Raw genomic sequence first — 21953 nt, forward strand, 5'->3', positions numbered from 1 at the left:
GTGATTATAAGTAGTTATGATTTATGGAAAGGAGGATAATTATGGAGAAAGCACTAGTAGGTATAACATGGGAATTTGTATTCCAAATTGTTAATACTTTTATAATATTTTTACTTCTAAGAAAGCTTTTATTTAAGCCAGTTTTAAATATAATCCAATCAAGAGAAAATGATATTAAAAATGACTTAGCAGAAGGCGAAAAAGCAAAAAACGAAGGATTGGCACTAAAAAAAGAATATGAGTCAAAAATCAATTTTGCTAAAGACGAAGGTCAAGAAATCATAAAACAAGCAACTATAAGAGCAGAGAAAAAATCAGATGACATAATAAGTACTGCAAAACAAGATGCTCTTAATATAAAAGATAAAGCAAGCAAAGATATAGAACAAGAAAAACAAAAGGTTATGAATGAAATTAAGAGTGATATATCAAATATAGCACTACTTGCAGCATCTAAAGTTATTGAAAAAGATTTAGATAAATCTAAACATGAAGAATTGATAGAAAACTTTATAAAAGAGGTAGGGGAGGCTAAATGATAAACGTAGTAGCAAATAGATATGCCGAAGCCCTGTTTCAATTAGGAGAAGAAGAAAATTCAACTGATATATTATTTAAAGAATTAGAAAAAGTAGTAGATATGATGACTAAAGTTAGCAAAGATTTCTACAAAGTTTTAAAATCACCATTAGTTTCAAAATCAGAAAAGAAAAACTTGGTAGAAATCATTTTTGATAAGGAAGTAAGCTCTAACATAAAAAATTTCTTAAAAGTTTTGGTAGATAAAGATAGAATAGCGTTTTTGGAAGACATAGAGTTAGCTTATAAAGACTTATTAAATAAGAAAAATAATATAATTGATGGTGTCGCAATAAGTGCGATTCCAATGAGTGAAACAGATATTAAAGAACTTGAAGTTAAACTTTCAAACAAATACAACAAAAATGTTACTATAGAAAATGTAGTTGACAAGACTATACTAGGGGGAGTTCTAGTTAGACTTGGAAATGAGCAGATAGATGGCACTGTAAAAACTCGTCTAGATAAGATGAAAGAAAAGCTATCTGAAGTAATATCTTAAGAATGGCGGTGAACCCATGAACTTAAAACCTGAAGAAATAAGTTCTATAATTAAACAGCAAATAAAGAATTATGAGAATAAAGTTGAATTGACAGATACAGGTAGTGTTTTAACCGTTGGGGATGGTATAGCTAGTGTATATGGATTAGAAAAAGCTATGTCTGGTGAGTTACTAGAGTTCCCAGGTGAAGTATATGGTATGGCACTTAACTTAGAAGAAGAAGTAGTTGGAGCTGTTATACTTGGAGATGACAGTGGAATAAAAGAAGGCGATATAGTTAAGAGAACTGGAAGAATAGTTGAAGTTCCAGTTGGAGAAGCCTTAATAGGTAGAGTTGTAAATTCTCTAGGTCAGCCAATAGATGGAAAAGGACCTATAGCTTGTACAAAAACTAGACCAGTTGAATCTGAAGCACCTGGTATAATAGATAGAAGATCTGTTTATGAGCCATTACAAACAGGTATAAAATCAATAGATTCAATGATACCAATTGGTAGAGGTCAGAGAGAGTTAATAATAGGTGACAGACAAACTGGTAAAACATCTATAGTTGTCGACACTATATTAAATCAAAAAGGAAAAGATGTTATCTGTATATATGTAGCAATTGGGCAAAAACGTTCTACTATAGCTCAATTAGTTAGCTCATTAGAAAAAGGTGGAGCTTTAGACTATACAATAGTAGTTTCAGCAACAGCATCTGAATCAGCGCCACTTCAATATATAGCACCATACGCTGGAGCAGCTATGGGTGAAGAATTTATGTACAATGGAAAACATGTGCTTATAGTATATGATGATTTAAGTAAACAAGCCGTTGCATATAGAGAAATGTCATTATTACTTAGAAGACCACCAGGACGTGAGGCATATCCTGGAGATGTATTCTACTTACATTCAAGATTACTTGAAAGAGCAGCTAAGTTATCTGATGAATTAGGAGGAGGCTCAATGACTGCCTTACCTATAATAGAAACTCAAGCTGGAGACGTTTCTGCGTATATACCAACAAATGTTATATCTATAACAGACGGTCAAATATACTTACAACCAGAATTATTCTATTCAGGTGTAAGACCAGCAGTTGACCCTGGTATATCAGTATCGAGGGTTGGTGGTTCTGCGCAAATTAAGGCAATGAAAAAAGTTGCAGGTACATTGAAACTTGCATATTCACAATATAGAGAGCTTGCAGCATTCTCACAATTTGGTTCTGACTTAGATGAAGATACTAAAAAGAGACTTGCTCAAGGTGAAAGAATCGTTGAGATATTAAAACAAGGTGAGCATCAACCAATAAAAGTTGAAAATCAAGTTATGATAATATACGCTGTTATAAATAATCACTTGGAAGATATTCCAATAGATAATATAGCTAGATTTGAATCAGAATTGTATGCATTTGTAGATAATAATTATCCAGAAATATCAAGAAAAATATTAGATGGAGAAGACTTCACTCATGATTTAACAGATGCAATAAATGAATTTAAAGAAAAGTTTGTTGTTGAAGTATAATCCTTTTTAAAAAAGGAGGTAAATTAATTGGCAGGAGCTGGAATTAAAGCGATTAAAACACGTATGGGGAGTGTTGAAAGTACAAAACAAATAACTAAAGCAATGGAACTTGTTGCATCTTCTAAGCTTAGAAAAGCAAAAGAAAAAGCTGAAGATTCAAGAGAATACTTTAATACTTTGTACGATACAGTAAAAGATATTGCCCAAACAACACGTGGAGTTAGAAATGAATTTTTAAAAGTAAGAGAAGTAAAAAATAAATGCTATATAGTGGTAGCTGGAGATAGAGGTCTTGCAGGTGGATACAATTCCAATGTATTAAAGGAATCTGTATCTCACATGGAAGGAAAAAAAGAAACAGTTATCACAGTAGGAAAGAAGGCACACGAGTTTTTTTCTAAGAGAAATTACAATATAGCAAAAGATATAAATAGTGTTGAAGCTTGTGGATATGAAGAAGCGATAGAAATTTCACAAACTGTTATTGACCTGTATAAAAAAGGTGAAGTAGATGAAGTTTATATAGCTTATACAAAGTTTAAATCAGCGTTATTACAAGAAGTTGAAGTTTTAAAATTGCTTCCATTGGTGTTTGAAAAAGATACAGATGACCATGGAATTGTAATAAAAGAAGAAAAACAAAATAAATCGAAAGTACAATATATACCATCAGCAGAAGCAGTCTTAAGTTATATTGTGCCTCAGTTTGTATCAGGTACAATATATGGTGGGATTTTAGAATCTTTTGCATCAGAGCAAGGAGCTAGAAGAACTGCGATGGAATCAGCCACAGATAATGCGAATGAAATGCTATCTAATTTAGAGTTAAGTTATAACAGAGCAAGACAGTCAGCTGTAACTCAAGAAATAACAGAGATAGTTGGTGGAGTTGAAGCTCTAAAATAGGGAGGTTAGGAAATGGCAAATGTAGGTGAAATAGTACAGATTGTAGGAGCTGTACTAGATGTTAAGTTTGATAATGAACAAAGCCTACCTAACTTATTAAATGCGTTAGTAATAAAGTTAGGAGATAAAGAAATAGTTGCAGAAGTTGCTCAACATATAGGTGATGATACAGTAAGATGTATCTCTATGAGTGCAACAGATGGACTTGTAAGAGGTATGGAAGTTGTAGATACAGGAGGACCAATAAGTGTTCCTGTTGGAGATGAAACTTTAGGTAGAATATTCAATGTTCTTGGAAAACCAGTTGATGGAAAACCAGCTCCAAAGTCTGCGCCTAAGTTACCTATACATAGACCAGCACCAGCATATGACGAACTAGAAACTACAGCTGAGATACTAGAAACAGGTATTAAGGTAGTTGATTTGCTAGCACCATATCTGAAAGGTGGAAAAATAGGTCTATTTGGAGGAGCAGGAGTAGGAAAAACAGTTTTAATACAAGAACTTATAAACAATATTGCTAAGCAACATGGTGGTATTTCTGTATTCTCAGGAGTAGGAGAAAGAACAAGAGAAGGTAATGACCTTTATGGAGAAATGAGTGAGTCTGGAGTTATAAATAAGACAGCTCTAGTATTTGGTCAGATGAACGAGCCACCTGGAGCAAGAATGAGAGTTGCTTTAACTGGACTTACAATGGCAGAACATTTTAGAGATGAGCAAGGACAAGACGTCTTACTTTTCGTTGATAATATATTCCGTTTCACACAAGCTGGTTCAGAAGTTTCAGCACTTCTAGGACGTATGCCATCAGCTGTTGGTTACCAACCAACATTAGCTACTGAAATGGGTGCACTTCAAGAGAGGATAACGTCAACTAAGAAAGGTTCAATAACATCTGTTCAAGCAGTATATGTACCAGCAGATGACTTAACTGACCCAGCACCAGCTACAACATTCTCTCACTTAGATGCAAAAACAGTTTTATCTAGACAAATATCATCACTTGGTATATATCCAGCGGTTGACCCTCTTGAATCTACATCAAGAATTCTTGACCCTAGTATAGTAGGAAAAGAACATTATGAAGTAGCCAGAGGAGTTCAATCAATACTTCAAAGATATAAAGAACTACAAGATATAATTGCCATACTTGGTATGGATGAATTGTCTGATGAAGATAAGTTAATAGTTGCACGTGCTAGAAAAATACAAAGATTCTTATCTCAATCGTTTACAGTTGCAGAGCAATTTACAGGAAATCCAGGTCAATATGTTCCTGTTAAAGAAACTGTAAGAGGATTCAAAGAGATACTTGAAGGTAAACATGATGACTTACCAGAGTCAGCATTCCTGTTTGTAGGTACAATAGAAGATGCTGTTAAAAAAGCGAAGGGAAGTATGTAGTCATGGCTAGTGAATTTTCATTGAAAGTTGTAACTCCAAATGATACATTTTATGATGGAGAAGTTGAAATGATAGTAGTTAGAACTACAAAGGGAGACAAAGGGGTATTGAAAGGTCATATACCATTTGTTTCAGGCATACCTGTAGGGACTTTGAAGATAAAAAAAGATGGAAATTTTAAAGAAGCAAAAATATCAGAAGGATTTGTTAATGTAGATCAAAATAAAACCGTTATATTGACAGAATCTGCTGAATGGATTTAATAACTTAATATAAAACATGAAAAGTCATTTTTACTAAAAATATTTTTGGTCAAAGTGACTTTTTTATGTTTTGGTGTTAATAAAATAATAACAAATAGAGTGTAAAGTATGCAGAAAATGTACTGACAATAAATTCACAAAATGTTTGAATTTACTGCAAAATTATGTTGTAATTAATAAGATAAAGAAAGTTTAGATAGATTATATAGAAGTGAAAAAATATTCATATAAGGAATCTATATAAAATTTTTATAAAATTTAAAAAATTTGCTTAGTTGTGTAGTATAATAAATAATATAATAGATTTACATAGGTTATTTATTATAAATAATTTTAAAAGTTACAATTTTATTATAATGATTATTAAATTGGGATAAGTAACATAAACTAAACAATAATAGGTATTATCAATAGTAAATTTATAAATTCATTATTAAATGGAAAGAGCTATTATAAATTTTCTGGAGGAAAAATGGATATATTTGATATTGGAGTAGACATAGTTGAAATTGACAGAATAAAAAAAGCTGTAGAAAAAAATAATCGGTTTTTAGAGAAAATGTTTACAGATAAAGAAATTGAATATTTTAATTCTAAAAATTTTAAGGCAGAAAGTATAGCTGGTAATTTTGCGGCTAAGGAAGCTATAAGTAAATCTATGGGTACAGGAATCAGAATGTTTAACTTTAAAGATATAGAGGTTCTCAGAAATGAAATGGGAAAACCAATAGTAAAAACTTATAATAATCTGGCAAAAATGTGCATAGATTATAATGTTTTAGAAATAAAAGTTTCAATATCACATTCAAAAGATTATGCTATAGCAAATGCGATAACTATAATTAAGGACTAAGGAGTGATTACACTATGATGGATAAAACAGCAAAAGAAATAATGACAACAGATGTAATAGTAGCAAAACAAGATGATAGTATAGCAGATGTAGCTAATATGCTAATTGCAGAGAAAATAGGAGGATTGCCAGTTGTAGATTCAGAAAATAAAGTTGTTGGAATAATTTCTGAGACAGACATTCTTAAAAAAGAAAAATATATAGAAGCACCTCTCTATATAAATTTATTACAAGGACTGATTTTTTTGGATGATTTAAAAAAGGTAGAAAAAGACATAAAGCAAGTAGCAGCGTATAAAGTCGGAGAACTGATGTCTAAAGACATAATAAAAGTTCATGAAGATGATAAGTTCGATGATGTGGCTAATATAATGATTAAAAAATCAATAAACAGAGTTCCTGTAGTAGATGATGACAATAAAATTAAAGGTATAATCTGTAGATATGATATAATAAAAGCTTTATATAATGAATAAACTGAAGTAGGAGGTGTGATGTGAGAAAAAAGTGGACTATAGTATGTATTATGTTCTTGGCACTGGTTATAATTGTAATAGGATGCCAAAAACGACAGTCCACAAAAGAAGAAGTATACAAAGACTTTCAAAAGCAGATTTCTGATATGAATTCTTACAGTTGTAAAGCTGAAGTAGAAGTAGTTGGAAATAAGAGCCCACACAATTATGTTTTAATTCATACTTATAAAAAAACTGATAACTATAAATTAGAAGTAATTTCCCCAAAACACTTAAAGGGAAAAAGTATAGAGTATCAAGGTGATAAAATATTAGTTAAAAATCCAAATATCAGTGATATAGTGGAATTGCCTAATACAGGAAAAAATAATCAATATCTTTTTATAGGAGACTTTATAAAAAATTATCTTCAAAACGAAGAGATGAAAATAAAGTTATCCAAAGGAAATTTGGTTTTAGAGACTTTTATTCCTGGGGATAATAAATATTTTAATAAGCAAGTATTATATGTAAATGCTGACACAAAGAACCCTGAAAAGATGGAAGTGTTAGATAATGAAGGAGTGCCAAGATTTACAGTAAAATACAGAGATTTTGAATACAGAAACTAAGGGGGACTAAAGAAATGCAAAAAATAACAGTGCCTACATGGGCAGAGATAAATCTAGATAACTTAAGATTTAACTTAAAAAATATTAAAAATTTATTAGAAGAAGATATTAAGGTTTGTGGAGTAATAAAAGCTGATGCATATGGACATGGTGCAGTAGAAGTTGCAAAATTATTACAAAAGGAAAAAGTAGATTATTTAGCAGTAGCAAGAACTGCTGAAGGAATTGAACTTAGACAAAATGGTATAACACTTCCTATTTTGAACTTAGGATATACTCCAGATGAAGCTTTTGAAGATTCTATAAAAAATAAAATAACTATGACAGTTTATTCTTTAGAAACAGCACAAAAGATAAACGAAATTGCAAAATCTTTAGGAGAAAAAGCCTGTGTTCACATTAAAATAGACTCAGGAATGACTAGAATAGGTTTCCAACCTAATGAAGAGTCAGTTCAGGATATAGTAAAATTAAATAAATTAGAATATATAAATTTAGAAGGTATGTTTACTCATTTTGCTACAGCTGATGAAGTAAGTAAAGAGTACACTTATAAACAAGCTAATAATTATAAATTTATGTCTGATAAGTTAGATGAAGCTGGTGTAGAAATAGCTATAAAGCATGTATCAAATAGTGCAGCTATTATGGATTGCCCTGATTTAAGATTAAATATGGTAAGAGCAGGAATAATATTATATGGTCATTATCCATCTGATGATGTATTTAAAGAAAGACTAGAACTAAAACCAGCCATGAAATTAAAATCAAAAATCGGACATATAAAACAAGTTGAACCAGGTATAGGAATAAGTTATGGACTAAAATATACAACTACTAGTATGGAAACAATAGCTACAATTCCAATAGGATATGCAGATGGATTTACTAGAATTCAAAAGAATCCAAAAGTTATTATTAAAGGAGAAGTATTTGATGTAGTTGGTAGAATTTGTATGGATCAAATAATGGTTAGAATTGACAAAGATGTAGACATAAAAGTTGGAGATGAGGTTATACTATTTGGAGAAGGTGAAGTTACAGCTGAACGTATAGCCAAAGACTTAGGAACTATAAACTATGAAGTGTTATGCATGATATCAAGAAGAGTTGACCGTGTTTATATGGAAAATAATGAGCTTGTACAAATAAACAGTTATTTGCTAAAATAAAACCATGATATTATAATCTGGGAGGCGATTTTGTGTACGATAAGAGTAAAGAAAAAATAGAAGTTACTTTACCAGACTCTCTGATTTCTGAAGTTGATAGTATTGTTCAGATGGAGAACAGTAACAGAGAAGATTTTGCAAAAGCTGCTTTTCAGTTCTATATAACTCAGAAAAAGAGAATTCATATTAAAGAATCTATGAAAACGGGTTATAGAGAAATGGGTCAAATTAATCTGTCATTAGCTGAACTAGGTATGACAGTTGACGAAGTATCTTCTGATGATAAAAATGAAGGGAAGATTGCCCAAGGTGAGTACTAATTGTGAAATAAAGCGTGGTGATTTATATTACGCTGATTTAAGTCCAGTTGTTGGTTCAGAACAGGGAGGAGTTAGGCCTGTTCTGATAATACAAAATGATGTAGGTAATAAATATAGTCCTACAGTTATAGTATCAGCTATAACATCTCAGATTAATAAAGCCAAATTACCTACTCATGTAGAGATAAGTTCCAATGAATATGGGCTTAATAAAGACTCAGTGATTCTTTTAGAACAAATCAGAACTATTGATAAAAAGAGGCTGAGGGAAAAAATTGGTTGTCTAGATGAAAATATGATGATAAAAGTAGATGATGGACTTCAAATAAGTTTAGGATTGTTTACTTTTTAAAGAGGGATTTGTCTTTTGTTAGACAATCCCTTTTTTCTTTAAAAATATTTCATAGAGTTTAATTTTAGTGCCTAAGCTAATAAAATCAAAAATAACGAAAAAAAATAGCATAAAAGTGATATAATAATATGGAATTGATATAAAAATTACAAACTCAAGGGAGGTAATTACATGAGAGACCATAAAGGATTAAATGAGATTGCGCGTATCATAAGAAGAGATATAGTTTCTATGATACATAGAGCCAAATCTGGACATCCAGGAGGGTCATTATCAGTAGTTGAAATACTTACTGCGTTATACTTTGATGAAATGAATGTGGATTCTTCAAATCCTAAAATGGAGGATAGAGATAGATTTGTATTATCAAAAGGACATGCTGCACCAGCATTATATGCAACATTGGCTGAAAAAGGTTATTTTGATAAGGAAGAATTAAATGGGCTGAGGAAAATAGGAAGAATGTTACAAGGGCATCCAGATATGAAAGGAACACCTGGTGTGGAGATATCTACAGGTTCCTTAGGTCAAGGTTTCTCGGCTGCATGTGGGATGGCTATGGCATCAAAATTAGATAATGCACCATGGAATGTGTACACTTTACTTGGTGATGGAGAAGTTCAAGAAGGTATTGTTTGGGAAGCTGCTATGAGTGCAGCACATTATAAACTTGATAATTTAATTGCTTTTTTAGACAATAATGGACTTCAGATAGATGGAAACATAGAAAGTGTAATGAACTTAGGTTCAATAGTTGATAAATTTAAGGCTTTTGGATGGAATGTAATTGAAATAGATGGTCATGATTTTGACCAAATATTTGCTGCTCTTGATATAGCTAAATCAACAGTTAAAAAGCCTACAATGATAGTTGCAAAGACTATAAAAGGTAAAGGAATATCTTTTATGGAAAATCAAGCAGGATGGCATGGGACAGCTCCAAATGATGCAGAACTAGAACAAGCCTTACTTGAATTAGGAGGTGCTGACAATGAATAAAATGGCAACAAGAGAAGCATATGGTAAAGCCTTGGTAAAATTAGGACAAATAAATGACAATGTTGTAGTATTAGATGCAGATTTATCAAAGTCTACAAAGACACATGATTTTTATGAAGCATTTCCAGATAGATTTTTTAATATGGGTATAGCCGAACAAAATCTAATAGGTGCTGCTTGTGGGTTATCAACTGCTGGAAAAATACCTTTTGCTAGTACTTTTGCTATGTTTGCTACAGGAAGAGCATTTGAGATTATAAGAAATTCAGTTTGTTATCCAAAATTAAATGTAAAAATTTGTGCTACTCATGCAGGACTTACTGTTGGAGAAGATGGAGCATCTCATGAAAGTGTAGAGGATATTGCAATAATGAGAGCTATACCAAATATGACAGTTCTTGTTCCAGCTGATGGAGTAGAGACGGAGAAGATGATTTTTGAAATAGCTAAATACAATGGACCTGTTTATGTTAGACTAGGAAGAAGTTCAGTTCCAGTTTTATTTGATGAGGATTATCACTTTGAAATAGGAAAAGGTGTAGTACTAAGAGATGGCAATGATGTCACGATTATAGCTTGTGGGATTATGGTGAATGATGCTATATTAGCACAAGAAAAATTGCAAGAAGAAGGTATTAGTGCTAGAGTCATAAATATGTCAACAATAAAACCTATAGATAAGGATTTAATATTAAAATCAGCAAAAGAAACTAATGCTATTGTAACTGTAGAAGAACATAGTATAATTGGAGGATTAGGTTCTGCTGTAAGTGAGACAGTTGGAGAATCTTATCCAACTATTGTAAAAAAAGTTGGGATTAAGGATTCTTTTGGAGAATCTGGTGCTCCAAACGAATTGTTAAAAAAATATGAATTAACTTGTGATGACATAGTAAAAGCTGTAAAAGAAGCTATTCTTGCAAAAAGAATGTAAGAAATATAAATTATGCATGTTTGTTAACAATATAATATGTGTAAAAGAGAGATATAAAGCATTATATGAATTTGTATCTCTCTTTTTTATACACTATATCAATTTATCAAAAACCTAACCAAATATTCAAATTTTTACAAAAATAGAGAAAATATTCAAATATATATTGACTATTCAGAAAAATATGACTAATATATAGTTTATAGGGAAATTAGTTTTATACATATAATAACTACTTAGATAAAAAGAATTTAAAGAATTGTATGAAGGGAGGTATACTGTATAAAAAATATGCTATAAGTTTTAAGTTATTATACAAAATACAAAAAGTTTTAAAACAGTTATCATGGATTTTATGTTAAAGGAAATTGTAAGTAGTTTATCGAAGTAATTAAGCAGATGAAAAAATTTCACGTGGGGAGGTAACTGAGATATGTCAGAAAAAGTAAATGTTAAAACGGTCATCAGTTTCGCAGGAGCTTATGTAGCAACAGTAATCGGTTCTGGATTTGCAACAGGACAAGAAATAATGCAATTCTTCACTTTTTATGGGTTTGCAGGTATTATTGGTGGGATAATTTCAATGGTATTATTCTCATGGATGGGTGCTTCAGTAATGTCAAAAGGTAAAGAACTTCAACTTAAGGAACCTATCAAAATTTATCGTGTTTATTGTGGTAAGTATTTAGGAATATTCTTTGAGTGGTTTGGACCTTTATTCTTATTTGGTGTTTTCGTAGTAATGATTTCAGGAGCAGGAGCAACTTTAACTGAATACTATGGATTAAATCCATTTGTAGGTAGAATAGGTATGGCAGTAGTAGCATTATTAACTGTTTCATTAGGTCTTGATAAATTATCAAAGATACTAGGTGGAATAGGACCTATAATAATAATCTTTACACTTTTAGTTGGAGCTATAAGTTTGAGCAGTAATATAGGTAACTTATCTCAAGCAGGAGAGATTCTTAGTACTGTAGAGGTAACTAAGCCAGTTCCAAACGCATACCTATCTGGTGTAATATATACTACTTATAATACAATCGTTGTCATGGCGTTCTTAACAGGATTAGGAGCAAGTGCTGCTAATAAAAAAGAAGCTGTTTGTGGTGGTATACTAGGTGGTGTAGCACTTATGGCAGCAGCTATAATGATGAACTTAGCAATGCTTTCTGATATAGGGAACTTATATTCAAAAGCAATACCTTCATTATTCTTAGCTGATAAGATTTCACCAATAGTTGGAGTTTTATTCTCAGTAGTTCTTATATTAGGAATATATACAACAGCTGTACCTTTATTATGGTCAGTAACTAATAGATTTGTAGATGATAATCATCCTAAATTCAAATTAATAACATTAATAACAGCTATATTAGGTCTTATAGGTGGATTCTTACCATTTGATAAGCTGGTTGGTATCTTATATCCATATACCGGATATATGGGCGTCATAATACTGGTTTGTGTTCTTTATAGACAGATTACAAAAACATCTGGCTATCAAGAAGGAGTTAATGGTAAATAAGTAATTTGGAATTGTAAAATAAAGAGTTATATAAAAACAATTTAATTGTTTTTATATAACTCTTTTTTATTTTATAATTTATTTGTCATAAAATCCCTTTTTTAATTGTTTTATACTTGAAGACAATTGTTAATAAACATTTTATTATTGATGATTTAAAGTCTAAGACAAAATTATAAATCATATATTTAAATAGATGGGAGGAGTGATAAAATTGAATGTAAAGTTTAATATTAAAGGTATAATTTATGGAGTTATAGCTCTTATATTTGTAATAGGAGGATTTATATTCATACCAAGTATGTTTATAGAAAAAACTAAACCAATAGATTATACAGTATTGCAAAGGAATTCAATACCAGAAAAGATACTTGACGTTATGGACAAATACACGAATGAAGAAAGGGCATTAGCAGCTAAAATTGATAATAAAATATACATCATAGTAACTAGGGGAAATAATAAATATGGTATTGAGATGGATAACATAGAAAGTGTAAGTGAAGAAGGAAAAGAAGTTTTGAGAGTTAAGATAAAGTATAAGGATAAGGAGGATTCTCTTCCATACATAGTGGTTGAAACAAATATGAGTGAACTTCCAGATAGAATAGAATTAAATTCTACTAAATAAAAATATATTTGTAATTAGATAACTATTTATTTGTATAGTAAAATAAAGTCATGGTTTTTATTAATGTAAATAAATCATTTCGAGGCTTTATTGATGTAAAAGCCATGACTTAAAATATTCATTGAATGAGATAAAAATTAAATATTAAACAGAGTGTTATATTAATAGTATTGAGAGTGTTAATTATTTGGTGTAAGAATTCTAGTCTCAGTAACTATATAGTTTAATTGAGCATCATGAGTTTCTTTTGGAATAGAATCGAATACCTGAAAGTCAAATGCTATTCCTATAGTTATTGCGTCTTTTCTTAAGTTCTCTAAAAATCTATCATAAAATCCTCCGCCATATCCCAATCTATAGCAATGTATGTCATATGCAACAGCTGGAACAATTACAACATCTAAAGCTTTAATATCAATTTTAGGCGATTTTTCGTTAGGTTCTTTTATTCCATATGCACCAATTTTTAGTCCATTATCTAAATCTGTTATTTGAGTAGGAATTAATGTATGATTTTCTTTTATTGTAATAGGACTTGAGACTATTTTCTTTAGAGATAAAAGTTTTTTGATTAAATTACCTGTGTTAACTTCGTTATTAAAATCTAGATAAAGCATTATGTTAGTTGCGTTTCTTATATCCTCCATTTGAAGTAATTTTTCTGTTATCAAATTTGAATTATTTAGTATAAAATCAGCACCTTTATTTTTTCTATGCTCAATAACTTTTTTCCTAAATTCTTTTTTCATAAAATATTCCTCCCTTAATATGTTATAATGTGAACAGAATTTATATTCTAATATAAATTTTAGTATAGTTTATTGTAATAAGGCAATATATTTGGGTAAATGTAATAAAAATAACAGCTAGTCATATAATATATAATAGTTTATGTAAAAGGAGATGTATCTTGTGATTTCAAAAAAGAAAGCTATTTTTTTAGGGGTGATTTTAGTAATTATAACAGCTATGGCCACATCGGCATTTCAGCTTACATTAGGGAACAAAGTTGTAATATCAAAAGAACTCTATGAAGGCTATAAAAAATATGATAAGTTGTTAGGATTAGAATCTATTATAAAACAAGATTTTTATAAAAAAGTCTCTGATAAAGATTTAGTGGATGGAGCATCAAAGGGGTTATTCCTAGGAACAAATGATAAATATTCTGGTTATTACACTAAAGATGAAATGAAAAAGCTAATAGAAGATAGTGAGGGCTCTTATGTTGGTGTAGGGATGTATATAGGAGCATCAAAAGATGGAGGTCTTGTAGTAGTTCCTATGAAAGATTCTCCAGCAGAAAAAGCAGGAGTAAAAGCAGGAGATAAATTAATAAAAGTCAATGGAAAATCTGTATCATATAAAAATTCGGATGAAGCTGTAAGTATGATGAAAGGTAAAAAAGGCAAAAAAGTAAAGTTAGTAGTATTGAGAGAAGATAAACAACTAAGCTTTGAGCTGAAAACAGAACAGATAGTTGAGAAAAGTATAGAAAGTAAAGTAATTGATAATGATTTAGGATATATAGAAATTACCCAGTTTATATCAAGTACATATACTGATTTTGACAAAGCTTTAAAAGGGTTGAAAGAAAAGAATATTAAGGGATTAGTAATAGACCTTAGAAACAATCCTGGAGGAATGTTGGATATATGTAAAGAAGTTGCTGATGAATTAATTGGTGAAGGAACTATAGTATATACTAAAGACAATAAAGGTAATACAGAATACTTAAAATCTGATAAAGAAAAATTGGGACTTCCAATAGTAGTTTTAACTAATGGAGAAAGCGCCTCTGCTGCTGAGATATTAACAGCTGCAATTGTTGATAATAAAGAAGGTATTTCTGTAGGTACTACGACTTATGGTAAAGGGCTGGTACAGTCAGTTGTAAGATTGAAAGATGGAACAGGATACAAGCTAACTACTGCTCAATACTTTACACCTAATGGAGATTATATCAATGAAAAAGGGATAAAACCTACCATTGAAGAAAAAGATGAGAAAAAGCAACTGGATGTAGCAACTGAATGGCTTAGAGAGCAGGTTAATAAATAGAATTTAAAGTTTGTAGATATAAAAATATTACTGGAAATTTAGCATTCCAGTAATATTTTTTTGATTTAAGAAATATTAATATTAATAACACTATTTTCTAATACTATACCTACTCTCATTTCAGTAATATAGAAACTTATTTGTTTTATACTGATTATAAGAATATTTAAGGTATTTTCTATTTTGAATTACATTAATATTTTGTAAAAACACATACATGTAAATTAAATTTTTTATCTAATGTATGTCTATACTATAAGAAGTTGTAAAAATTTTTCCTTTACCTAATTTGTTTATAAATTTCTTATCTTTATAAATTTTATTAGAATGTATACTATCAGCGAGACCATACCATGGTTCTATACATAAAAATGGAGCAGTAGAATTAGTTTCGCTATAATAAGGAGTCCAAATGCCAACTAGAGGAAAATTCTTCATAGATATAGTTAGGCATTTACTATCTTTATCATTATATATAGATACTTTGTCTATGTTAGTGTATATTAAAGCATCATTTTTAAATAATTCTGGATTTAATTGTAACTTTTTTAAATCTCCAATAAATTTTGTATCATCAGTAAAGGACCCATTTAAATTAATTTTTTCTACATTATTTCTTCCTTTAAACTCAAGATAGTATTTAGAAAAGTCATCTTGTTCATAAAAAGGAAGATTAAATGCAGGATGTCCACCTATAGAAAAGAATATATCTTTAGAGTCAGTATTTTTTACAATCCATTCTATATTTATGCTATTGTCATTTAATGTATAATTTATAAGCAGTTCAAAAGAGTAGGGATATTTTTTTAGAGTAGATTCGTTGGATTTTAAACTATAAGATATGAATGTATCACTTTTATTTGTAATTTCAAAATCCATATCTCTAGCAAATCCATGTTGAGTCATATTGTATAAATTTTCTTCTATTATGGTTTCATTATCAAGCAGTTTACCAACTATAGGGAATAATATAGGTGATTGTCTACTCCAATGCTTTTTATTACCATCCCAAAGAATATTTCTGTTATGTTTTTTAGAAAATATCCTAGTAAGCTCAGCACCAGAGCTACTTGATTCAATAATTAAGTTTTCATTTTGTAATATATTCATTTAAAATCTCCTTTATTATACTTTGTTAGTATATTATACTATAAAGTATAATGAGTTTTAAATTGTATTTGATATTATATTTGAAAGGTAGATTTTAGTATATTTTGAAAATTTTGTTTTGAAAATTTGGGATTATTTAAGAAATTTTGTATTATAAATAGAAGGAAATAGATAAATTGTATAGAATTAAATATATTAAGATAAGTTAATAATGTTAAATGGGAAGTGAGTTTATGGAAAAACCAAATACAAAAGTTGTTAACTTTCAAGAGTATAAAGACAGAAAAAAACAAAGAGAAGTAAACCGAGACGAACTTTTAAAGCTTATTAAAAAAATTGTGACTTCAAAATAGGGAGTTGTTAAACTCCCTATTTTAATGGGTTCCCAAAGAATTAAGACATTCTAAGTCCATCTATATAATCTTTAAATTGTGAAAAATCTGATTCACTACTTAACTCTACAGTTTCTGTACCTTCCGTATAAAAATTCTTAAGATAGATAGTATAATTATTATCAACACAATTATGATAAATACATCTATATCCATCTTCATATAAATTTTTTAATTTAGAAAAATCATCCACAATATCAACTCCTTAAAGTTCTTTTAATTATATTTTTACAAAAAGTATGTGATTGTATGCAAATTAGAAATGTAAAATAAAGGAAATTAAGATAAAATGTAGAATAATCTCTATATGTATGTAAAAATAAAAAGAAAAAGTTGAAATTTTTAGAAAATAAGAGTATCTTTTATCTAAAAAGATAATTAAAAAATAATATTGGGAGGATAGAAAATGAGTTTATTAGAAAGTATATCAAGGAATATATATTCTCTAGATAAGTCTTCTATTGAAAAAGCAAAACAGAGGTTGGACAGGCTTATACATCCAACTGGAAGTTTAGGAAAGATAGAAGATATTTGCATGCAATTAGCAGGGATATTTGGTAATGAAAATTTTGATACAACTAAAAAAGTTATAATTGCTTTTGCTGGAGACCATGGAGTATATGAAGAAGGAGTTGCACCTGACCCTCAAGACATAACAAAGTTACAATTTCCAAATTTCTCAAAAGGGCTATGTGGAGTTGGGGTAATAAGTAAATTTGTAGGAGCAGATGTTGTAGCTGTAGATGTAGGAATAAATTGTGATGAAAAATTAGATGGAGTATTAGATTATAAGATAAGAAAAGGTACTTCAAATATGGCAAAGGGACCAGCCATGAGTAAACAAGAGGCTATAAGATGCTTAGAAATAGGAATTGAAATAGCAGAGCAATGTATAGAAAGAGATTATAAAGTAATTGGTATTGGAGAGATGGGAATAGCAAATACTACTCCAAGTACTGCAATAATATCTGTAATCTCAGGATGTGACCCATCAGAAGTGACAGGAATAGGTGCAGGTCTTAAAAAAGAAAGATTAAAACATAAAGCTGATGTAATTAGAAAAGCTATTGAAATTAACAATCCAAATCCAACTGATGGTGTAGATATTTTATCTAAAGTAGGTGGATTTGAAATAGGTTCAATGGCAGGTGTTATATTAGGATGTAGTGCTAATAGAATCCCAGTTGTTATAGATGGGTTTATTTCTTATGCTGCTGCTTTAATTGCTTATAAAATAAATCCAAAAACTAGAGAATATATGATAGCATCACATTTATCAGCAGAATCAGGAACTAAAAGAGCATTAGATATATTGAAATTAGACCCTATACTAAATATGGATATGAGATTAGGTGAAGGAAGTGGAGCTGCTTTGGCATTCAATATAGTGGAAGCTTCAAATTATACTTACAAAAATATGGCGACTTTTGATGAGATAGATATGGGTCGATAAAAAATTTAATATATTTAGGAGTGTTTTGATGAGTCAAATTATTCTGGTAACAGGAGGAGCTAGGTCAGGAAAGAGTAATTTTGCAGAAAAATTGTGTTTAGATAGGAATAATAATACAGCCTACATAGCGACATCTATTCCATTTGATGATGAGATGAAAGATAGAGTAAGAAAGCATCAAGAGAGTAGACCTAAAAGTTGGAAGACATATGAAATATATGAAGATATATATTCTATAATTAAAAATATATGTGGAGAACATGAGACTGTTATACTAGACTGTGTCACACTATTAGTAAATAATTTAATGTTTTCACATAATTTAAACATAGAAGAATCTACTCAAGAAGAAATAAATAAATTGGAAGAGTACATAAAAGAGCAAATTAGTAAACTGATTAAAGAAATAGAAAAAACAAATCTATATTTTGTATTTGTGACAAATGAATTAGGTATGGGAATTGTTCCTGGAAATAAACTTAGTAGAATATATACTGATATTGTAGGTCGTATAAATCAATATATAGCATCAAAAAGCAATGAAGTTTATTTTGTAGTTAGTGGAATACCTATGAAAATAAAGGAGTAGTATGTGACTATGAAAAGATTTATTTTGATACTACAGTTTTTGACAAGGATACCTATAAAATTAGATGTAGGATTTGATGATGAATTTTACAAATCCATAGTATATTTCCCACTTGTAGGTCTTGTTATTGGTATATTAACTTATTTAATAGGATGGGTTTCTATACTTTTGTTTCAGCCATTTATATGTGCGATTATAATAACACTTGCTGGTGTTTTGATTACTGGGGGGCTTCATATAGATGGATTAGGGGATACATTTGATGCAATATACAGTTATAGAGACAAAGAGAAAATGCTTGAAATAATGAAAGACTCTCGATTAGGTACAAATTCGCTTTTAGCAATTATGTTTGTACTTTTATTAAAGATTGGATTTGTATATAGTATTATAAGCAATAATTCACTATGGGTTATAATATTCATGCCAATGATTGCAAGGTTAGGAGTAATGTTATTGACATATAAAACGGTAACACCAAGAGCAAAAGGAATGGGGAATTTATTTATAGGAAAATTGACTACAAGTATGTTAATAACAGCTATAATATATACATTATTGATAGTTAGTATTATTGCTAAATTAATATTTTTAGTGCCTAATATAGTATTGATTAAAGTATTATGCTCAGCTATAGCAGTTTTTATATTTATAACATTGTTTAAAAATCATATTTATAAAAAAATTGATGGAGTAACAGGAGATATATTAGGTTGTGGAATAGAACTTTCAGAACTTGTATATTTGATTTATATATATTTGTTAATTTTTATGTTTATTTAAAACTAAAAAGTGGTGATAATGTGATAAGATTAATATTAATAAGACATGCATTGACAATTGATAATGAAAAAGGAAGATTATCAGGTCATATAAATAGTTATATAAGTGAAGAAGGTAAATTGCAAATAAATAAAATTACAAAATATATGAGTAGTGAAAGTATAGATAAGATTTATACAACTCCATCTTCACGTACTAAAGATACAGTAGAGAAAATATCAAAGCTGAAATCAATAGAAATAGAAGAAAGAGAAAATCTAAGAGAAATTAGCTTTGGAGACTTTGAAGGAATAACTTTTGAAGAAATAAAAGTTAAGCATCCAAAAGAATTTGAAAAAATGATAGAAGAAGGTAGCAATTATAGATACCCAAATGGAGAAAGTTTGATAGATTCATATGAAAGAGTAGCAAAAGAGATTGACAATATAATTTTAGAAAATGATGACTATTTAAATAGAAAAGCAATACTTATATGTTCTCATGCAGGTACAATAAGAAACATAATAACACATTTGATTTCTGGTAGTTATAAATATCATTGGAACTTTAAAATTGATAATGCATCTATTACAATTTTGGAAGTTGATAATGGATTTACTGTAATAAATAAAATGAATTTTACTGATTTTATATAAATTAAACATTAAACGATATGTGCTTATAAACTTACTAACAAAAATAGAATATTAGATTAAAATTAGGTTCTCAATTAGATGTAAAAAGGGAAAAAGGTTAGATGCCTTTGCAGCCCCCGCTACTGTGAAACCAACGAAACTATAAATACCACTGTCAATTTGATGGGAAGGTTATAGGAGTAGGATGAAGTTAAGCCAGGATACCTGCCTAATTTAATTTAAAACATGAGGTCTTCGGGGTGAAAGATTTTTAATTGATATATATATAAAAGTCCTAGCTTTAGAAGCATTAGGACTTTTTTTATTTTATTTGTAGGTAAAATTTAACTTTAAGGAGGGGGAGAAAGTGGGTAAAAAAGTAATGTTACAGGGAACTGCATCAAATGTAGGTAAGAGCATTTTATCAGCAGGATTGTGTAGAATATTTAAACAAGATGGTCATACTGTTGCTCCTTTTAAGTCACAAAATATGGCTTTAAATTCTTTTATAACTAAAGAAGGATTGGAAATGGGGAGAGCACAAGTATTTCAAGCAGAAGCGTCAAAAATAGAGCCAATAGTAGATATGAATCCAGTCTTATTAAAACCTTCTGGAAATCATAAAAGTCAAGTGATTGTAAGGGGAAAAGTTGTAGGAGAAATGCATTCATCTGAATATCATGATTATAAGCTAGAATTGGTAGATGTATTAAAGGAAACCTTTAATAATTTAAGTTCAATGTATGACATTGTGGTTATGGAAGGTGCAGGGAGTACTGCAGAGATAAATTTAAAAGATAGAGATATATCTAATATGGGTATGGCAAAAATAGCAGATGCACCAGTAATAATAGTTGGGGATATTGATAGAGGAGGAGTATTTGCATCATTAGCAGGTACAATGCTTTTATTAGATGATGATGAGAGAAAAAGAGTCAAAGGAGTAATAATCAATAAATTTAGAGGGAAAAAGGAACTCCTACAAGATGGTTTAAAGATGCTTGAAGATATTATAAAAGTACCAGTTTTAGGTGTGGTTCCTTATATGGATATAAAAATAGAAGATGAAGATAGTGTAACAACTAGATTTAAGAAAAAAATGGATAAAAATGATATACATATAGAAATAATTAGAACTCCACATATGTCAAATTTTACAGATTTTAATATATTTGAAACACAAGAAGATGTAAGCCTTAGATATGTAGACTATGGAGAAGCTATAGGAAATCCAGATATATTGATAATACCTGGAACTAAAAGTACTATAGATGATTTAAAGTACATAAGAGAAAGTGGTCTTGAGTCACAAATTAAAAATTTACATAGTCAGGGTAAATTGATATTTGGAATATGTGGTGGGTATCAAATGCTAGGTAAAAAATTAAAAGACCCTTATCATGTTGAAAGTGAAATTGAAGAAGTAGATGGCATTGGTCTTTTAGATACAGAAACAATATTTGAAGAGGAAAAGACTACAACTCAAGTAGAAGCCACCATTATTGAATGTACTGGCGAATATATGAACAACCTTAAAGGTAAGAAAGTAAAAGGCTATGAAATACATATGGGAATTACAAATCGCAGTAATAAAGTAAGTAGCTTAGACTTAATAACAAAAAAACTAGATAAAGAAGTCAATTATACTGAAGGAAGTGTAAATAAAGAAGGTAATGTAATTGGTACTTATCTTCATGGAATATTTGATGAAATAGATTTTACAAGAGCAATTTTAAATAATATAAGAAAGAAAAAGGGATTAAAAGAATTAGAAAGTACTGTAAGTTCTTTTGATGAGTTTAAAGATAAAGAGTATGATAAATTGGCAGATTTCTTGAGAGAACATTTAGATATAGAGCAGATATATGAAATTATGAAATAAGAATGACTTTATATTTA

General features: G+C 29.6%; 25 protein-coding genes and 1 riboswitch. Of the genes, 22 read left to right on the forward strand and 3 right to left on the reverse strand.

Annotated features, from left to right (window positions below; all coding sequences use genetic code 11):
* The first annotated feature begins 41 nt into the window (after positions 1 to 41).
* From atpF to IC175_RS17095, 16 genes are all read left to right on the forward strand, one after another.
* Positions 42 to 539 (forward strand): F0F1 ATP synthase subunit B, encoded by a 498-nt coding sequence (atpF, locus tag IC175_RS17020; protein WP_227436237.1) that lies wholly within the window; start codon positions 42 to 44, stop codon positions 537 to 539.
* A complete protein-coding gene (locus IC175_RS17025; protein ID WP_227436235.1) occupies positions 536 to 1081 on the forward strand; it encodes a F0F1 ATP synthase subunit delta in 546 nt (181 codons plus the stop codon). Before atpF ends, IC175_RS17025 begins: the two co-directional genes overlap by 4 nt.
* Before the next feature lie 16 nt (positions 1082 to 1097).
* A complete protein-coding gene (gene atpA, locus IC175_RS17030) occupies positions 1098 to 2600 on the forward strand; it encodes a F0F1 ATP synthase subunit alpha (protein ID WP_227436234.1) in 1503 nt (500 codons plus the stop codon).
* Positions 2601 to 2627: 27 nt separating this feature from the next.
* Positions 2628 to 3506, forward strand: coding sequence for an ATP synthase F1 subunit gamma (gene atpG, locus IC175_RS17035; RefSeq protein ID WP_227436233.1), 879 nt, complete (start codon positions 2628 to 2630; stop codon positions 3504 to 3506).
* A gap of 12 nt (positions 3507 to 3518) precedes the next feature.
* Positions 3519 to 4913, forward strand: a complete 1395-nt coding sequence (gene atpD, locus IC175_RS17040; RefSeq protein ID WP_227436232.1) for a F0F1 ATP synthase subunit beta — start codon at positions 3519 to 3521, stop codon at positions 4911 to 4913.
* A gap of 2 nt (positions 4914 to 4915) precedes the next feature.
* Positions 4916 to 5176 (forward strand): ATP synthase F1 subunit epsilon, encoded by a 261-nt coding sequence (gene atpC, locus IC175_RS17045; RefSeq protein ID WP_227436229.1) that lies wholly within the window; start codon positions 4916 to 4918, stop codon positions 5174 to 5176.
* Positions 5177 to 5648: 472 nt separating this feature from the next.
* Complete coding sequence (gene acpS, locus IC175_RS17050; RefSeq protein ID WP_227436228.1) at positions 5649 to 6029, forward strand: holo-ACP synthase; 381 nt, start codon at positions 5649 to 5651, stop codon at positions 6027 to 6029.
* 14 nt (positions 6030 to 6043) lie between these two features.
* A complete protein-coding gene (locus IC175_RS17055; RefSeq protein WP_227436219.1) occupies positions 6044 to 6505 on the forward strand; it encodes a CBS domain-containing protein in 462 nt (153 codons plus the stop codon).
* A 20-nt stretch (positions 6506 to 6525) separates the two neighbouring features.
* A complete protein-coding gene (gerS, locus tag IC175_RS17060; protein ID WP_227436217.1) occupies positions 6526 to 7116 on the forward strand; it encodes a germination lipoprotein GerS in 591 nt (196 codons plus the stop codon).
* Positions 7117 to 7130: 14 nt separating this feature from the next.
* A complete protein-coding gene (gene alr / locus IC175_RS17065) occupies positions 7131 to 8288 on the forward strand; it encodes an alanine racemase (RefSeq protein WP_227436215.1) in 1158 nt (385 codons plus the stop codon).
* Between the two features lie 32 nt (positions 8289 to 8320).
* Positions 8321 to 8608, forward strand: a complete 288-nt coding sequence (locus IC175_RS17070) for an antitoxin (protein WP_227436214.1) — start codon at positions 8321 to 8323, stop codon at positions 8606 to 8608.
* A complete protein-coding gene (locus IC175_RS17075; RefSeq protein WP_003421356.1) occupies positions 8577 to 8960 on the forward strand; it encodes a type II toxin-antitoxin system PemK/MazF family toxin in 384 nt (127 codons plus the stop codon). Before IC175_RS17070 ends, IC175_RS17075 begins: the two co-directional genes overlap by 32 nt.
* A gap of 171 nt (positions 8961 to 9131) precedes the next feature.
* Positions 9132 to 9959, forward strand: coding sequence for a transketolase (locus tag IC175_RS17080; protein ID WP_227436212.1), 828 nt, complete (start codon positions 9132 to 9134; stop codon positions 9957 to 9959).
* Complete coding sequence (locus IC175_RS17085; RefSeq protein ID WP_227483591.1) at positions 9952 to 10893, forward strand: transketolase family protein; 942 nt, start codon at positions 9952 to 9954, stop codon at positions 10891 to 10893. The genes IC175_RS17080 and IC175_RS17085 overlap by 8 nt, the downstream gene beginning before the upstream one ends.
* Positions 10894 to 11326: 433 nt before the next feature.
* Complete coding sequence (locus IC175_RS17090) at positions 11327 to 12421, forward strand: hypothetical protein (RefSeq protein ID WP_227436206.1); 1095 nt, start codon at positions 11327 to 11329, stop codon at positions 12419 to 12421.
* A gap of 214 nt (positions 12422 to 12635) precedes the next feature.
* Positions 12636 to 13052, forward strand: a complete 417-nt coding sequence (locus IC175_RS17095; protein ID WP_255613098.1) for a hypothetical protein — start codon at positions 12636 to 12638, stop codon at positions 13050 to 13052.
* Between the two features lie 179 nt (positions 13053 to 13231).
* Here the strand turns inward: IC175_RS17095 and IC175_RS17100 are convergent, their stop codons facing one another.
* Entirely contained in the window at positions 13232 to 13801 is a 570-nt protein-coding gene (locus tag IC175_RS17100) for a 5-formyltetrahydrofolate cyclo-ligase (RefSeq protein WP_227845470.1), read from the reverse strand.
* A gap of 154 nt (positions 13802 to 13955) precedes the next feature.
* On the opposite strand from IC175_RS17100, the gene IC175_RS17105 reads away from it, so the two are divergent.
* A complete protein-coding gene (locus IC175_RS17105; protein ID WP_227436200.1) occupies positions 13956 to 15113 on the forward strand; it encodes a S41 family peptidase in 1158 nt (385 codons plus the stop codon).
* A 237-nt stretch (positions 15114 to 15350) separates the two neighbouring features.
* On the opposite strand, the gene IC175_RS17110 is transcribed toward IC175_RS17105, so the two are convergent.
* Both IC175_RS17110 and IC175_RS17115 read right to left on the reverse strand, forming a co-directional pair.
* Positions 15351 to 16223, reverse strand: a complete 873-nt coding sequence (locus IC175_RS17110) for an aldose 1-epimerase family protein (RefSeq protein ID WP_227825288.1) — start codon at positions 16221 to 16223, stop codon at positions 15351 to 15353.
* Positions 16224 to 16616: 393 nt separating this feature from the next.
* Positions 16617 to 16808 (reverse strand): hypothetical protein, encoded by a 192-nt coding sequence (locus tag IC175_RS17115; protein WP_227436177.1) that lies wholly within the window; start codon positions 16806 to 16808, stop codon positions 16617 to 16619.
* Positions 16809 to 17021: 213 nt separating this feature from the next.
* Between IC175_RS17115 and cobT the strand changes: the two genes are divergently transcribed.
* From cobT to IC175_RS17140, 5 genes are all read left to right on the forward strand, one after another.
* Positions 17022 to 18068: a nicotinate-nucleotide--dimethylbenzimidazole phosphoribosyltransferase gene (gene cobT, locus IC175_RS17120; protein ID WP_227436176.1), complete on the forward strand. Its 1047-nt coding sequence runs from the start codon at positions 17022 to 17024 to the stop codon at positions 18066 to 18068.
* A gap of 28 nt (positions 18069 to 18096) precedes the next feature.
* Positions 18097 to 18657 (forward strand): bifunctional adenosylcobinamide kinase/adenosylcobinamide-phosphate guanylyltransferase, encoded by a 561-nt coding sequence (gene cobU, locus IC175_RS17125; RefSeq protein ID WP_227436174.1) that lies wholly within the window; start codon positions 18097 to 18099, stop codon positions 18655 to 18657.
* 9 nt (positions 18658 to 18666) lie between these two features.
* On the forward strand, positions 18667 to 19440 hold the full coding sequence (cobS, locus tag IC175_RS17130; RefSeq protein WP_227436172.1) for an adenosylcobinamide-GDP ribazoletransferase: 774 nt from the start codon (positions 18667 to 18669) through the stop codon (positions 19438 to 19440).
* Between the two features lie 20 nt (positions 19441 to 19460).
* Positions 19461 to 20075, forward strand: coding sequence for a histidine phosphatase family protein (locus IC175_RS17135; RefSeq protein ID WP_227436170.1), 615 nt, complete (start codon positions 19461 to 19463; stop codon positions 20073 to 20075).
* A 47-nt stretch (positions 20076 to 20122) separates the two neighbouring features.
* Positions 20123 to 20302, forward strand: a riboswitch (cobalamin riboswitch).
* Between the two features lie 119 nt (positions 20303 to 20421).
* A complete protein-coding gene (locus IC175_RS17140) occupies positions 20422 to 21936 on the forward strand; it encodes a cobyric acid synthase (protein WP_227483586.1) in 1515 nt (504 codons plus the stop codon).
* Positions 21937 to 21953: the final 17 nt, after the last annotated feature.

The organism is Clostridioides sp. ES-S-0123-01 (assembly GCF_020658415.1).
Classification (GTDB): domain Bacteria; phylum Bacillota; class Clostridia; order Peptostreptococcales; family Peptostreptococcaceae; genus Clostridioides.